The organism is Trichococcus sp. (assembly GCF_055118575.1).
Genome location: NZ_JBSQPW010000024.1, coordinates 1 through 14,874, shown reverse-complemented (window position 1 = coordinate 14,874; position 14,874 = coordinate 1). Strand labels below are relative to the sequence as shown.

The window sequence follows — 14,874 nt, the reverse complement described above, 5'->3', positions numbered from 1 at the left end:
CTGGTCCCTCCGCGTGTAGTTATTAGTCTCTTAAATCAGCCAACAATTGGGTTTTTTCGCTTGTCTGTTCGTCCTTCATCTTCACGATTTTAGCAGGGGATCCCGCTACAACCGCATTAGCCGGTACGTCTTCCAATACGATTGCGCCGGCTGCGACAACAGCACCTTCGCCGATGTGCACACCTTCGATGATGACCGCGTTCGCGCCGACCAAAACACCGTCTTCAATGATGACTGGTGATTTCGAAGGTGGCTCGAGTACGCCTGCAACCACTGCGCCAGCACCGATGTGGCAATTTTTGCCGATTGTGCCGCGTGCGCCGACGACCGCACCCATATCGATCATCGTGCCTTCGCCAATGACTGCGCCGATATTGATGACTGCACCCATCATGATGACCGCGCTCTTGCCGATTGTCACGTGATCACGGATGAAGGAGCCTGGCTCGATGCGGGCATCGGCCTTAGTCGTATCCAACAAAGGAATCGCGGAATTGCGTCTGTCATATTCCATGACCTGATCTTTGATCTTATCTTTGTTAGCTTCCAGGAAAGGATAGATTGCTGAAGCATCTCCGAAGACTGTATAGCTGTCTCCGCTTCCGAAGAATTTCAAGCCCTCGTAGGCTGGGTTTTCAAAATCCCCTTTGATGTAAAGTTTTATGGGTGTTTGCTTTTCGGCAGCTTTGATGTAGGCTGCGATTTCATAAGCATCTGTCAATAATAGTTCGCTCATTTTGCTGTTTCCTCCCGATCATTTTTTTCTGTTCCAACATGCCCATTATAGCACGCCGGCCTGCGTTTGCCCTATGCGGCGGACGGCCATTTGTTGCGGAAATGCAAAAAAATAGCGGTAAGCGAGTGCTTACGGCTACGGAGACCTGCATTCGCCCAACCAAGCTAAAGCGCAATCCATTGTCATCGGGCAACGACAATGGAACAGCCCCACATTTGTTCAACCTGGGTCCAGCATTCTCATGCTTCGGCGACCGTCCCTTTCCCTTGCGGTACTCTTGACCAGTCGCGACCTCTTTTTGCTTGGTGATTCATTCATTTTTCTAATCGTACACTTATCCGGCAGGACTGTCAACCGCTCCGCGTCGGAAAGTGCCGGGATGAATGACCTTTTTTATGTGAAAATGTTCATCAAATGAGCAATTTTCTAATTATTATCCCTGAGCAGCCATCTTTGTATAGAAATGAGGCCACAATCATGTTATGTTACTTTCATAAAGTGTGGGTTTCCCACGCGACATCATCAAGGATAGTTCATCCGGAGGAGACAATATATGAGCAGAGAAACGAACCGTTTGGTAAAACAATTGAAAGGATCGCCCATCCGCAACTTCGACGCCGCCATCAGCGATGTGAAGGATCTGATCCGTTTCACGATGGGGGAGCCGGATTTCGATACGCCGGCTTTCATCAAAGCGGCGGCCGTGGAGGCGCTGAATCAGAACCAGACGCATTATGCGCCTTCCGCCGGTGTCCTCGAAACACGCAAGGAAATCGCAAAGTTCATGGAGCGGAAATACGGGCTGCAGTATGAAGCGGAAAGTGAAATCATCCTGACTGTCGGCGCCACGGAAGCGATCACCGCCTCAATGTTCGCGCTGATGAATCCGGGCGACAAAGTGATTATCCCTTCGCCGGCCTTCCCGCAATATGAATACGTGGCGCACCTTGCAGGCGGTGAGAACGTAATGATCGACACTTCCAGAACCGGCTTTCTGATTACGCCAGCGGATCTGAAAGCTACCCTGGACGCCAATCCGGAGACGAAAATGATCGTGCTCAACTACCCAAGCAACCCGACCGGCGCAACCTATGCGCAGGAGGAAGTCGAAGCCTTGGCGGCAGTGATTGCAAAATATGATGTTTTCGTGCTCAGCGATGAAATCTACAGCGAACTGACCTACGGAGGCAGCCATACGTCCATCGCCACGTACATTCCAGAGCAGACGATTGTCATCAACGGCACTTCGAAGAGCTATGCGATGACCGGATGGCGCGTCGGCTTTGTCGCCGCCCCGGCCGAATTGACACACGAAATTTTGAAATACCACCAGAGCCTCGTCACTTGCGGTTCCACGCCTGCCCAGACGGCGGCTGGCGTTGCCTTCCGCGATGGCGATGCGGTGACCGCTGAAATGAAGGCGGCCTACCGCAAACGCCGGGACATCCTGCTGGAAGGCTTGACGGCTGCCGGGCTGCAGATCCATAATCCGGACGGCGCCTTCTACTTGTTCCCGCGCATTCCGGAACAGTACGGCAACGATGACTGGAACTTCTGCATCGACCTCGCCCGCAAAGCCGGCGTCGGTGTCATCCCCGGATCGGCGTTCGGACCGGCCGGCGTCGGCTACTTCCGCATGAGCTACGCCGCCAGCGATGCGAACGTCATCGAAGGCTGCCGTCGCATCGTTGCGTTTCTGGACGAGTTGAAGGCTGCTCAGTAAATCGGTGAAATGAAATAGAACTGGAGGAGGTGTCCCGGCTGGGATGCCTCCTTCTTGCATTATCTGTCGGGTGTTTCGCGGTTTTCGGTATCCGTTTTGTCGACAGATGCGGGATCTCTCGACATTTGAGGTTACCGTCCTGGGCATACGCCCGACAGAAGAGCGTTCTGTCGACAGTTCTGCATTTGTAACCGCATCAACAACTGACATCCGGATATTAACTTGTCTAAACAACTGCAATTTCATCAGAAAGACAAAAAGAAGTGCGAACCGTGGTTGAACGGCGCGCACTTCTCTCATTTTCTATCGTTATGTTCTTACTCAGCGGCCATCGCTTCGGCTTCCATTTCGCGGATCGATTCCGCGACTTTCACCATCATCGAGCATTCCACGCGTTTGCGGAACAGGTCGCAACTGAATTCATAGTTGCCTTTTAATGAGCCTGTCGCATGCAGGGAGTTGGCAGGGCAGCCGCCGCTGCAGTACAATTTCGCCCAGCAATCCTGGCATTCTGGTTTGGAGTAGCAGTTGACTTCCTTGAATTGGCATTGCAGTTCCGGTTTGGTTACGCCATCCCAGATATTCCCCAAGCTGAATTCCTCATCACCGACGAACTGGTGGCAAGGGAACAATTCGCCCCAAGGCGTGACAGCCATGTATTCCGTTCCCGATCCGCAGCCAGAGATGCGTTTCTGGATGCACGGGCCTTCGGAAAGGTCCAGCATGTAGTGGTAGAACGTGAAGTCGTTGCCCTCTTCACCGCGCTTCAGCATTTCCTCCGCCAGAATTTCATATTGTCTGTACAGTGCCGGAAGATGTTCCTCCGTCAAAGCGTAAGGTTCAGATGGATCGCAGATGACCGGTTCCATCGACAGTTTGTCGAAGCCGAGATTGGCGACGTGGAAAATATCGTTCGTGAAGTCGACGTTATTGCCTGTGTAAGTGCCGCGGACGTAGTATTCCTTGTCGCCGCGCCCTTCCACGAATTTCTGGAATTTCGGCAAGATGTAGTCATAGCTGCCTTTTCCGTTGACCGTGCGGCGCAGGCGGTCGTGGACTTCCTTGCGTCCGTCCAAGCTCAAGACGACGTTGTACATTTCTTTGTTCAGGAATTCGTTGATTTCGTCGTTCAACAGCATCCCGTTCGTTGTGAAAGTGAAACGGAAAGTCTTGCCGGACTCCTCTTCCTTGCTGCGCGCGTACTCGACGATCTGCTTCACGACGCGCCAAGCCATCAACGGCTCGCCGCCGAAGAAATCGACGTCCAAGTTGCGGTGGAACCCGGAATTTTCAAGCAGGAAATCGATTGCTTGCTTACCGACTTCAAATTTCATGATCGCCCGATCGCCGTTGTACTTGCCTTGGCTGGCGAAACAGTAATCGCAAGTCAGGTTGCAGGTATGCGCCACGTTCAGGCAAAGGGCCTTCACGAATGTTTGGCGGTTCTTCAGATCGATGGAAAGGTCTTGGTACAAGTCCTCCGTGAACAGTTCCCCGTTGGCTTTCAACTCTTCGACGTCAGACAGTGTATCGTGGATCTCCGTTTCGTTGACTTCCGGGTCGTTCGCATATTGTTCCAGCATCATCGTGACGATCTCTTCGACCGGCGTCTCTTCGTACAGTGCGATGATGTCGAAGGCCAGGTCGTCCACGACATGCACGGCACCGCTGTAGGTATCCATGACGATATTGTATCCGTTCAGTTTATATTGATGAATCATTTCGGGTTCATACTCCTTTTTATGCATAAAATTGCCGCCCAACTGGAATCAGTCGGACGGACTCTTTTTTCACCGCCATTGGCGTTGACAAAGCCAATTAAGTTGGTCCCCCTTTTAATGGTGGGATGACAAGCGCTTCCCCTTGCTTTATTGAACATACGTTCGTATAATAAGGGTATCTTAATCAACGGAAAGCAGGGTCGCAGATGAAGACGGTCCAAATCAAACTAAAACCGACGAAGACACAAGCCACGGAACTAAAACGGCTCTCGGTGGAATACATCCGACAAGCAAACGCATTAATCCAACAGGCCATCCGTGAAGAAAAATTCCCGCGGGTCACTTCAAAGCACATCGAATCGGACATTCCTTCAGTCCTGAAAAACGAACTGATACGGTATGCCAAAAGTAAGCACAAGCAGTTCGGAAAGTGTACCTTCAAGAAACCGATGCTTTCGTACAACAACCAGAATTTTTCGGTGGACACAATTGCTATCCGGTTTCCGATCATGGTAGACGGAAAGGTGAAGAAAACGGCCATCAAGGCCATCATTCCGGAAGAATTGTTTGCGTTGCTTTCCGGCTCCAAATTGGGAACCTTGCGAATCACGAAGAAAGGTTTCCATTGGATGGCGCAATTCTCCGTCCCTACCGAAGACAAAGAATTTGTCGGCGAAGGGATTCTCGGTGTGGATCTGGGTATCCTTTGTCCGGCGGTAGGCGTTATCGCTGCCGACGGCAAGACCCAGTTCTTCGGCAACGGCCGGCAAAACAAGCACCTCCGCAGGAAGTACAAAGAACTCCGCCGCCAATTGGGCAAGCAGAAAAAGGTCAATGCCATCCGAACCATCAACGACAAGGAATCCAGAATCATGCGGGACATCAACCACAAGCTTTCCAGACAGGTCGTCACGTTCGCAGCGGAAAACAACTGCGGCACCATCCATTTGGAAAACCTTTCCGGCATCCGCCGGACCTCAAGGCTAAGAGGAAAAAACAAAGCAAACTTGCATAGTTGGACCTTCTACGAATTGTCTTCATTTATCGCATACAAAGCCCGTGAGCTCGGGATAAAAGTGGTCTACATCAAACCCGAATATACGTCTCAGACTTGCCCATCGTGCGGGGAGCGAAACAAGGTAAAAGATCGCAACTATGATTGCAGTTGTGGGTATCATACCCACCGCGACAGAGTCGGCGCCCTAAACATCGCCAAAACAATCTAACCGATGTGGTCATAGTGTCGGTGCCCGTGGGTCTAAACGACCTGCCACGGGAGGGGTGGTGGCACACCCTAAACTTGAGACTTGAACAAAACAGAAATGGCCTGCGTTCGGTAAGGTACTCAAGAATCCCACTACTTTAGTGGTGGGTTGTCACTTCGCTGCCTGTCTTGGATTCACACAGCTTTGGTTGGCGATTCCGCAAGAAGTTTTGCACGCGGATTGGCAAGATGTTTGGCATGCGCCGCAGCCACCATGTTTGGCAGTATCCTTCAGGTTGCGGGTGCTTAATGTCACGATTCTTTTCATAACGACATCTCCTCTGAAATAGGTTAAGGAAGCATATTGCTTGACAGAAAAATGCTTCCTTTGTGAATAATTTTACCAACAAATTGTTAGTCCGTCAATCTGCCGACCTATCAGCATAGTGACCGTTTTTATCGATAACGTGATTCGTTCAATAACTTTCAAAATGTAAGTTATTGAACAAGGTGTTTCTGCCCAATAATCCGGACGTTTTCCGGGATCCCACCGGCATCGCTGTGGACCTGCGTCCCCTTTTCCGACAGCGTCTGGACTTGGCGGATGAACCCATCGCTGATGCGTTCTCCCGGCACCAGCAACGGGATGCCAGGCGGATAAGCCCAGACGTATTCGGCTGCCGTTTGCCCGATAGCATCTTCCACAGGACAATCGTTTTTTTCCGATTCCAGCGCCTGCCAAATTTCGCATTGCTTTTCCGGCAAAGCGAAAATTAATGTGCCGTCATTTGGGGATTGCGCTTGAGCCCGTGGAGTGAGTTTGCTGTCGATAGTCACCAACGCAACGGCCAAAGCAGCCATCGTAGCATCCGTATCGCAAACGCTTGTCATCGCTAACGCATGATCGCCGTATGCCATCTCCATTTCAATGCGGTATTCGTTCCGCAACATTTCCGCAAGCCCTTGTCCGGTCAGACCGGTTCCTTGCGCAGAAATCAGGATTTTGCCATTGTCGAAGGCGAAAAAGGTTGGGTGCGCCGTCGGATTGTCCTTTCCGTGGCACAACACTTTTAGATGCTCAAGTCGTTTCATTTCCCCTGAAAATTCATTCAATCTTTTGTTGTAGTTTTCGAATAAGGGCTTGCTTTCATCCCGCAGTAACCGGAAACAGCTGTCGATCGAAGCCATCAGCACATAGGACGGCGAGCTGCTTTCGAAGATGGAGAGTTGCCGCGCCATTTCTTCCGGGTTGATCATATCACCGTTCAGATGGGCCAATGATGTCATGGTCAACGAAGGCAAGGTCTTGTGCAGACTCTGGATCACGATGTCGGCGCCGAGTGCGGTCGCGGTGGTCGGGAAATAATCCGAGTAATTGAAATGCGAACCGTGCGCTTCATCGACCAGCAATGGGATGCCGTGCCCGTGACAGATTTCCGCAATCGCCGCTATGTCGCTGACTACCCCCTCGTACGTCGGGGAAGTCAAAACGGCCAGCTGCGTATCCGGATGTGTTTTCAGCGTATCTGCGATGCTTGCAGTCGAGATGCCGCCGTGGATGCCGAACGCTTCATCCATTTCCGGCATCAGATAGATGGACTCCAATCCGAACAACTCGATTGCATGATAGACCGATTTGTGGCAATTGCGTGCGACCGCAATCTTGCCGCCGCGCTTCGTCGCTGCGCGGATCCCTGCCAGGATGCCGCAGGTGCTCCCGTTCACGAGGTAAAATGAGCGCTTGGTGCCGTAGTAGGCCGCGATTTCCTCCATATATTCCTTGAGGATGCCGCTCGCTCCGTGCAGATTGTCGAAGCCGTCAATCTCGGTGATGTCGATGCTGTAAGGCAGATCCATTCCGAGCAGATCGGAATTCCGCTTGTGCCCCGGCATATGCATCGGGATGCTGTTTGAAGCCGCATGTCTTTTCAATCTGTCCAATAGTGATGGGGTAGTGTTCTGTTTTTCCATATGCTTTTCCTTTTCTGGGTGAGATTTGTCTGCTTTCATTATAGCAGAGGAAACCTATCAAAAAATGCCTGCCCACGATATTCCGTGCGGACAGGCATTTCTATTTATTGTGGTTATGTATTTTCGATCAATTGGACGAAAGCATCCACGATTGATTTGAAATATTCCGTCGTTTTTTCATCAGCCACGGAACCGTCTTCGTTCAGCAACTTCGTGACGTTGCCGATGTAGGCTTCCGGTTGTTGCAACGGCACCATATTCAAGAAGACCAGCACTTGTCTTAAATGGTGATTCGCACCGAAAGCACCCAATGCACCTGGAGATTGGCTGATGACCGCTACCGGCTTGCCGTCCCATAGATTTGCTCCATACGGACGCGAACCGACGTCCAAGGCATTCTTCAAAGCTGCTGGATAGGACCGATTGTACTCCGGAGTCACAAGCACAAAAGCATCATAGCCTTTAATTTCCTCACGGAACGGTGTATACGAATCCGGAAGCATCCCCTCCACATCATCAAAATCCTGATTGTACAAAGGTAAATGTCCGATTTCCACTATCGCTGTTTCGTACCCATCCGGGAACAATGCTGCAAACGCCAAGGCCACTTTTTTGCTGTAGGCCTCTTCACGCAAGCTACCAACCAAGAATCCGATCTTTTTCACCATAAAAACCATCGCCTCTCTTATTTTGGAATCGCCTTACACTTTCATTATATCGGAACAATTTTCCAATATTCAACGAAATGCATTATACCCTCGAAAGCGCTAAGCCAATTTCACGCGGAACAATCCGCCAGCCAACTCCTCTTCCGTCTCTCCGTCCTTCGCGGTTGTGATATAGAGGTATTCATGATCCTTTCCGCCCAGACAACAGGAAGTCGCATTCTTCACCGTCATCCGGACCTCATCAAGTTTTTCACCCGTCGCCGGATCCCATCTGCAGACTTTTCCGCCGCCGTATTGCGCCACCCAGATCATCCCTTCCGTGTCCACGCACATACCGTCCGGATTGCTGCCGTCGGTGATTTCGACCACATATTTCTCGAAAACCGCTTCACCCGTTTTAAGATCATAAGCATACCTGCCTACTTTTTTTGTCGGCGTATCGATGAAATACAGCGTCTTTCCATCCGGTGACCATCCCATACCATTGGCCAACGTGAGGCCATCCAAAACCGTGCGGAACGTTCCATCCTTTTCGACGGCATACAAAGCGGCCTCTCCTTCATAAGTATCTTCATAGCCCATCGTCCCTATAACCAGTCGGCCTTTCGGATCCAACTTCCCATCGTTGTAGCGCATCCTTTCGTCATTATGCACTTTTGCCACCAGTTGCTTCTCCTTCGTCCGCGGATCGATGCGGAAAATACCGTCCATTTCGGCCTCCAGAATCATTCCCTCCTGGTCGAGGACTGCGCATCCGACCGGTCCATCGGTAAGGTAAGTCCGGACCTCGCCATTCTCCGGATCGATAGCGTAAATCATGCTGTTCTCGATCGAAACGCAATAAAGCAAATTATTCCTGGCATCCCAGTGCGGCCCTTCCAACAATGTCGAACCCGCATAGAAAACCAGTTCCGGTTTCCTAGTTCTGCTTTTTCCAGTATATTCTCCCAATTTCGCTCACCTCTTCTTTTCTGAATTATTCATATTTTAAGTATATAACATCAAAATATCCATGACAATTCATACGATTTTGCGGACACTTTATTTAAACGGATGCATGCGATTATTTGTTCAGCCCAGAAAATGCTATACTTGAAGTGAATACTACGAAAAGATTGTGATACAGTAAGAATTCCTAAAAGGAGGAAATGAGCCATGGCCGAAACCAAAACGCTTCTGATCAACCAGAGCTCCATCAAGGCATTAGTAGATATCACGGACTTCAATGATATCGTGCATCAGACATTCCAAGGTCTCGGTGACGGCACTATCATCAACCCAACAAAATTGACGCTGGACTTGGGTGAAACGGGAGGCTATCCACATTATGAAGGCTTCATGAACGCTATGCCCGCTTACATCGGTTGGCAGGATATCGCCGGCCTCAAATGGGTAGGGGGATTTTTGGGCGAACGCAAAGCTGCCGGACTCCCTTATATCATCGGGATGATTTTGTTGATCAATCCGCATCTCGGCACCTTCACCGCTGCACTTGAAGGCGCTTATATCACCAATATGCGCACCGGGGCCCAGACAGCAAACGCATTACGGTATTTGCACAAGAAACCGACCGTAAGCATCGGCCTCTACGGAGCTGGTATGCAAGCCAGCACCAATATCCGGGCAATCGCTGATCTGTTCGACATCACCGAGTTGATCGTCTGGAACCACAAGCGTTCCACAGCCGAAGCATTTGCCGAAAAGATGCAAGAACACGTCAAAGGCGCCATCCGCATCGTCGATGATCCCCGGGAAGCCAGCCAGGCCGAGGTCCTCATCACCGTGACGCCGGCGCAGACTCCCCTCATCAAAGCGGAATGGATCAACAAAGGCACCCTCATTTTTCCGTTGGGATCTTTCCAGGAAATTGAAGATGAACTTATCCTGAAGGCGGACAAAATCATCGTTGACCATGTGGAGCAGGCTCTCCATCGCGGTGCTTTGAAGAAACTGACGGGTGAGGGAAAACTGTCCGAAAAAGATGTTTTTGCAACGTTGGGCGAATTGGCGATCGGAAAGAAAGATGCCGGTGACCTTTCGCAGGGCATCACCATCTGCATCCCGATCGGCACCGGAGCGATGGATGTCGCGATTGCTGGAGAAGTTTACCGGAGAGCGCTCGAAAAAGGAAGGGGCTACGCCTTCGATTTTGAAGTATAAAACAGAAATGAACTGGAGGAGTACTATGAACACGAACAATATCGACAAACAAAACAGCCATTTGGACTTGCAGGATAAAGCGGTCCAGGATATTTTTGCACTTTATCAGGATTATGCCGAGGTGCCATACATTTCCGAAAAACGCGACAAGGAAGATTGGCTGAACGCCGTGCGGATCGGATCGGAACAGCTCGTTCCGAAGCGCAACTTAATCCGTTTTGAGGAAGATATCCTTCCCGGGCATCTGATCCTGTTGTGGCGCATCCAATTCGGAACATTCACGAACGACAGTGTTTATCCGAAATATTTCGAATACAACTACGGCATCGATGGCCGCCAAGCACTGGATGAAGTGCTCGAAAAAGGCTATGCAGTGGAACTGTCAGCGTCCGATTTATTGGATCACCTGAATGCAGCCAGCTTGAAAGCCATCCTGAAACACTACGAAGTGGGTGGATATTCCAAGCTGAAGAAGCCGGAATTGATGGAGCTTGCAAAACAAGAACTGAGCGAAGAACAACTCGCTTCCCAATTCCCCCTGAGGGGTTACCGCATCACTCCTGCCGGCGAAGCCATCCTGGCAAAATATCCGGAAGTCGTCGATCGCCATCCTAAGAAGAAATACTGATTCAACAAAATAAAGCCTCAGGAAGCCTGATTTTGCATCGGGTTCCTGAGGCTCATTATATTGGGTCGACTATTCCGGCTGAAATCGATTTGGGCGGAGATTTGGCAGGAGTTACCTTCTTCTACGCTGAAAGTTACTGCTTGGCCTTCTTCTAAAGATTTGAAACCTTCAGATTGGATAGCTGAGAAATGTACGAATACATCGTCTCCGCTTTCGCGTTCGATGAAGCCAAAACCTTTGTCTGCGTTAAACCATTTTACTGTACCTTGTTCCATAATTGAAAATCCTCCTCGTGCTATTGCACATATCTTACATTGTTGCTAACGCTACGGATCGGAATTTTCGTAAAGCAATTCGTTTCTCTAACCCAACAAAATGTTAAATTCATTGTACCATGTTTCATCCAACAAAGCAAATCAAACCAAACAGACTTTTGATTTTGAACAAATTCCAAAAAAATTACCTTCTTCTACGCTGAAAGTTACTGCTTGGCCTTCTTCTAAAGATTTGAAACCTTCAGATTGGATAGCTGAGAAATGTACGAATACATCGTCTCCGTTTTCGCGTTCGATGAAACCAAAACCTTTTTCTGCGTTAAACCATTTTACTGTACCTTGTTCCATAATTGAAAATCCTCCTCGTGCGTCTTGCACTTTATGATACATTGTTGCTAACGTTACGAATCGGAATGTTTTGAAACAATTCTTTTCTGCGCTTCACAAAATGTTAAAGTTATTGTACCATGTATTTTTGGATTGTGCAACCCCTACCTTCTCAGATTTTGCGAAAATTGACAAAATGTTATTTGAAAAACAAAAGAGAAGCAATCTTTGCGGGATCGCTTCTCTTTTGTTTTATTTTTTTTCTTTATCAAGAATTTCGGATATTTTTCTGTCGACATAATTCAAGCCCATGCTCATGAAATATTCAGCCAGTTCTTCATCGCTGATATTTTTCACCTCGTAGCCGCCTTGTCTCCTTTTTGCGGCATACCCATGTCTCATTTTTTCCAGCATATCTTCAGGTAGCTCCACTTGGAATTTCTTCATTGTCATCGCAACCGCCTCCTATGTCGTGGTTAGCCTGAACAATCGGGTATGGAAATGTTTCTTTCGCATTGTTCAGGTAACGCTTTCATTATACCCTTCTTTTCAAAATATATACAGAATTTTATGTTTAAACCTGCAATATATTTGATGCGATTTTCGGAATAAGAAATGCTGAACGGGTTCGTTCAGTTAGGCGCATGAAACATTTTGGAAACCTGTGAAACCCCTACGGTGAAGCACTTTTCAATCCGAAAAATTTTATACTTTCCTGCTATATCAAAAAAATGACCGTGCTCCAACTGAGGAGGCGGTCATCATTATTATTGACTTATTTTCTTTTCTTGAACAGATCCCAAATCGAGAACGTGGCTTTTTTGTATATCCTGTTGTAGGCTGCCCTTTTGGCGTCCCGGACCAGGCCCATTCCTTTTTTGCCGTAGAACGGATTTGTTTTGCGTTTGATTGCCCGCTTCATCTTTCCAGACGTCCTAGCTTTCAATGAACGTTTCAGGCTCGGTTTGCGCATACCGAATTTCATAGTGACCAGTCCTTTCTGTTGCGCGGATACATCTCAGAATCAGTTATCCTCTTAATTAATTCCAGAAGCTCAAACATTTGCTGCTGTTAAAAGGAGTCGAAACCGTGTCCAGGCACACTTGACATTGCTGATCCGGATTCTGAGTGTCTATTGATCTGAAACCGGCGCAAGTTCCTGTTCGGTCACCCACTTATGGTTTTCGATCATTTCCCCGGTTATCGTATCCGTATAGTTCACCATGTAGACGGTGGTCGTTTCAACGGCATCGATAGTTGCAGTCGCGCCGCTCATACCTTCCATGTGCTCGGCATCCAGCATCACTTCATCGCCGACGCTGAAAGGATTTTCGCCGGCATCCATGATTTCTTCATGGATTACCCATTGGTGATTTTCCACTCTCGCGTCTCCATTGGTTGGGTCATAGGAGACTTCATAGGCGGTTGTGTCGAACGCTCCGACGATTGTCGCTTCTGCCCCTTCCATGCCATCCATATGCCCTACTTGCATGATGGCTGAATCTCCCACTCTGTAGACCGGATCTTCTGCCTCGATTAATCCTTCCGGAATTTCTCCGGAGTCATCGTGGACCATATCACCCATGCCTTCTGAGCTGCTGACAGAAGACTCTTCAATCATGCTTTCCATTGAAACACTCTCGACATCTACAGAGGTATCCTCCGTATTAGTCTGCGGTGAACAAGCGGCCAATAATACTGTAGCCGATAGACTGAATAAACTCATTACCATCTTTCTCTGTCTCATCTCTATCCATCCTTTCTTAATGGGAATGCTTGTTACTTATTTATAGTTTACTCAAACTGGCTGTACATTTCAAAGAATAGCCCTCTCCGGCAGGACAGCGGTATGCGCTGAAAGCTTCCGAAAGCCTTCGATTCGATTCCGAACCGCTTGCGATTCTTTGTTGGTTTTCGGAAACATGCGGCAGTCTACCAAAATATTTTGTGCATAATACTTGCTTTTTGGACTGGATACCGTATAATATGAGATGCAAGATAACTCTGTGCATTCCCATTCCGGGGACGTTACGGATTCGACAGGTATAGGTCGAGCTTTTGATGCGCTCCGTAGGTTACGTCTACGCTAAAACGTTACAGTTAAATACAACTGACAAAACACAAAACAACACTTTAGCTTTCGCTGCTTAATTGTAGCTAGCTAAGATCCTCCTGGTATCGCCCATGTACTCAGATCAGGGTCTCAATGATGTGGGATACGCTGTGACCTTCCATCTGGAGGAATCAGAAGAGATCAATCAGATTAGCCGACAATGATGCCTGTTAAACGGCTAGTTCAAGGCGAATTCCAATAGTTTAACTATGAGCGTAGACTTGGAAGTGCCGATATGCTTGGACACGGGTTCGACTCCCGTCGTCTCCATACTAGTATGAGACAACACCCCATAGAAATGTTGATATGAAGTGATTCATATGACTTTCTGCGGGGTGTTTTTTTGTCGTTCAGATTTGATTAGATAGCAGGAATCCGACAGATCCAGAGGTGGGTGGGCGTGCTCTCCGCTTGTCGGATTCTTTCCGGTTATCCGACAACCCCAGTGCCATCCGCGATCCGCTTGTCGGATTCTTTCAAGTTATCCGACAACTCCGAAGGCTCGTGCGCTCTGCTTGTCGGATTCTTTCAAGTTATCCGATAACCCCGAAGACACTCATGCTGCAGATGCAATGCAAAAGGGCTGCCCCAATGAGGCAGCCCTTCTAAAGAACGCAGTTACAATTATTTACTCATGTCTTCCAATTGGAAATGGATGGTCTCCATCGCTTGCAGCAAGGCTTCGGCTGTATCCAAAGATGTCAAACATGGGATGTTGTTTTCGACTGCTTCACGGCGGATCAGGAATCCGTCGGTCTCGCTCGTCTTGCCTTCCGTCATCGTATTGACGACCAGGTTGATGCGGCCATCGCGGATAGCGTCAAGAATGTCATTGCTGTTCTCATTGATTTTCTCGATGACGTCCACTTTGATTCCCTCTGCTTCCAATGCTTTTCCGGTACCTGTCGTGGCAACGATATGGTAGCCTAACGAAATCAAGCGTTTCGCCAATGGGATGATCTCTTCTTTATCTTTATCCGATACCGTCATCAACGCTGTACCATAGTCAGGCACATGCACGCCTGATGCGATGAAGCCTTTGTACAAAGCTTTCGGCAAATTGACGTCTTTACCGATGATTTCTCCGGTAGACTTCATTTCAGGTCCCAAAACTGTGTCAACTTTCTTCAGTTTGCTGAAACTGAAGACTGGCATCTTCACGTATACGCCTGCTTTTGAAGGGACCAGACCTGTCTTGTAACCCAAATCCTTCAGCTTCAGTCCCAGAATCCCTTTTGTGGCCAACTTGGCCATCGGAATGCCGGTCACTTTGCTCAGGAACGGAATCGTCCGGCTCGCGCGCGGGTTCACTTCGATGATGTAGACGACGCCTTCGCTGATGACGAAC

15 protein-coding genes, 1 other RNA gene, 1 pseudogene and 1 riboswitch are annotated in these 14,874 nt (G+C 48.9%); of the genes and pseudogenes, 5 read left to right on the top strand and 12 right to left on the bottom strand.

The genetic code is table 11. The features are described 5' to 3' along the window. Window positions 1–22 precede the first annotated feature (22 nt). Window positions 23–736 (bottom strand): 2,3,4,5-tetrahydropyridine-2,6-dicarboxylate N-acetyltransferase, encoded by a 714-nt coding sequence (dapD, locus tag ACTCCX_RS08060; protein WP_463275514.1) that lies wholly within the window; start codon window positions 734–736, stop codon window positions 23–25. 159 nt (window positions 737–895) lie between these two features. Next, a riboswitch (Lysine riboswitch) is annotated at window positions 896–1,041 on the bottom strand. A 248-nt stretch (window positions 1,042–1,289) separates the two neighbouring features. Between dapD and ACTCCX_RS08055 the strand changes: the two genes are divergently transcribed. Then, entirely contained in the window at window positions 1,290–2,459 is a 1,170-nt protein-coding gene (locus tag ACTCCX_RS08055; RefSeq protein ID WP_463275513.1) for an aminotransferase class I/II-fold pyridoxal phosphate-dependent enzyme, read from the top strand. A 317-nt stretch (window positions 2,460–2,776) separates the two neighbouring features. Here ACTCCX_RS08055 and scfB read toward each other — a convergent pair whose 3' ends face one another. Then, entirely contained in the window at window positions 2,777–4,180 is a 1,404-nt protein-coding gene (gene scfB, locus ACTCCX_RS08050; RefSeq protein ID WP_463275512.1) for a thioether cross-link-forming SCIFF peptide maturase, read from the bottom strand. Between the two features lie 206 nt (window positions 4,181–4,386). On the opposite strand from scfB, the gene ACTCCX_RS08045 reads away from it, so the two are divergent. Beyond that, a complete protein-coding gene (locus tag ACTCCX_RS08045) occupies window positions 4,387–5,406 on the top strand; it encodes an RNA-guided endonuclease InsQ/TnpB family protein (protein ID WP_463275511.1) in 1,020 nt (339 codons plus the stop codon). Between the two features lie 150 nt (window positions 5,407–5,556). Here ACTCCX_RS08045 and scfA read toward each other — a convergent pair whose 3' ends face one another. From scfA to ACTCCX_RS08025, 4 genes are all read right to left on the bottom strand, one after another. Continuing rightward, window positions 5,557–5,712, bottom strand: a complete 156-nt coding sequence (gene scfA / locus ACTCCX_RS08040; protein WP_084253821.1) for a six-cysteine ranthipeptide SCIFF — start codon at window positions 5,710–5,712, stop codon at window positions 5,557–5,559. A gap of 170 nt (window positions 5,713–5,882) precedes the next feature. Beyond that, window positions 5,883–7,355: an aminotransferase class I/II-fold pyridoxal phosphate-dependent enzyme gene (locus ACTCCX_RS08035; RefSeq protein WP_463275510.1), complete on the bottom strand. Its 1,473-nt coding sequence runs from the start codon at window positions 7,353–7,355 to the stop codon at window positions 5,883–5,885. A 113-nt stretch (window positions 7,356–7,468) separates the two neighbouring features. After that, window positions 7,469–8,023: an NADPH-dependent FMN reductase gene (locus tag ACTCCX_RS08030; protein WP_463275509.1), complete on the bottom strand. Its 555-nt coding sequence runs from the start codon at window positions 8,021–8,023 to the stop codon at window positions 7,469–7,471. A gap of 99 nt (window positions 8,024–8,122) precedes the next feature. After that, on the bottom strand, window positions 8,123–8,974 hold the full coding sequence (locus ACTCCX_RS08025) for an SMP-30/gluconolactonase/LRE family protein (RefSeq protein WP_463275508.1): 852 nt from the start codon (window positions 8,972–8,974) through the stop codon (window positions 8,123–8,125). A 204-nt stretch (window positions 8,975–9,178) separates the two neighbouring features. Here ACTCCX_RS08025 and ACTCCX_RS08020 point away from each other — a divergent pair, with 204 nt between their 5' ends. Together ACTCCX_RS08020 and ACTCCX_RS08015 are read left to right on the top strand one after the other, a co-directional pair. Further along, on the top strand, window positions 9,179–10,183 hold the full coding sequence (locus ACTCCX_RS08020) for an ornithine cyclodeaminase family protein (protein ID WP_463275507.1): 1,005 nt from the start codon (window positions 9,179–9,181) through the stop codon (window positions 10,181–10,183). A 25-nt stretch (window positions 10,184–10,208) separates the two neighbouring features. Then, window positions 10,209–10,811, top strand: coding sequence for a hypothetical protein (locus tag ACTCCX_RS08015; protein ID WP_463275506.1), 603 nt, complete (start codon window positions 10,209–10,211; stop codon window positions 10,809–10,811). A 113-nt stretch (window positions 10,812–10,924) separates the two neighbouring features. Here ACTCCX_RS08015 and ACTCCX_RS08010 read toward each other — a convergent pair. From ACTCCX_RS08010 to ACTCCX_RS07990, 5 genes and pseudogenes are all read right to left on the bottom strand, one after another. Beyond that, window positions 10,925–11,086 (bottom strand): annotated as a pseudogene (locus tag ACTCCX_RS08010) (cold-shock protein); the annotation flags it as partial. Window positions 11,087–11,227: 141 nt separating this feature from the next. Continuing rightward, window positions 11,228–11,434, bottom strand: a complete 207-nt coding sequence (locus ACTCCX_RS08005; protein ID WP_463275505.1) for a cold-shock protein — start codon at window positions 11,432–11,434, stop codon at window positions 11,228–11,230. A 231-nt stretch (window positions 11,435–11,665) separates the two neighbouring features. Continuing rightward, window positions 11,666–11,866, bottom strand: a complete 201-nt coding sequence (locus tag ACTCCX_RS08000) for a hypothetical protein (RefSeq protein WP_463275504.1) — start codon at window positions 11,864–11,866, stop codon at window positions 11,666–11,668. Between the two features lie 322 nt (window positions 11,867–12,188). Next, window positions 12,189–12,398, bottom strand: a complete 210-nt coding sequence (locus tag ACTCCX_RS07995) for a hypothetical protein (RefSeq protein ID WP_463275503.1) — start codon at window positions 12,396–12,398, stop codon at window positions 12,189–12,191. A gap of 147 nt (window positions 12,399–12,545) precedes the next feature. Further along, complete coding sequence (locus ACTCCX_RS07990) at window positions 12,546–13,160, bottom strand: YdhK family protein (RefSeq protein WP_463275502.1); 615 nt, start codon at window positions 13,158–13,160, stop codon at window positions 12,546–12,548. A gap of 274 nt (window positions 13,161–13,434) precedes the next feature. Between ACTCCX_RS07990 and ssrA the strand changes: the two genes are divergently transcribed. Beyond that, window positions 13,435–13,799, top strand: a transfer-messenger RNA (tmRNA) gene (gene ssrA / locus ACTCCX_RS07985). 351 nt (window positions 13,800–14,150) lie between these two features. Here ssrA and ACTCCX_RS07980 read toward each other — a convergent pair. Beyond that, on the bottom strand, window positions 14,151–14,874 hold a 724-nt coding region (locus ACTCCX_RS07980), incomplete at its 5' end, for an ATP-binding protein (protein ID WP_463275501.1).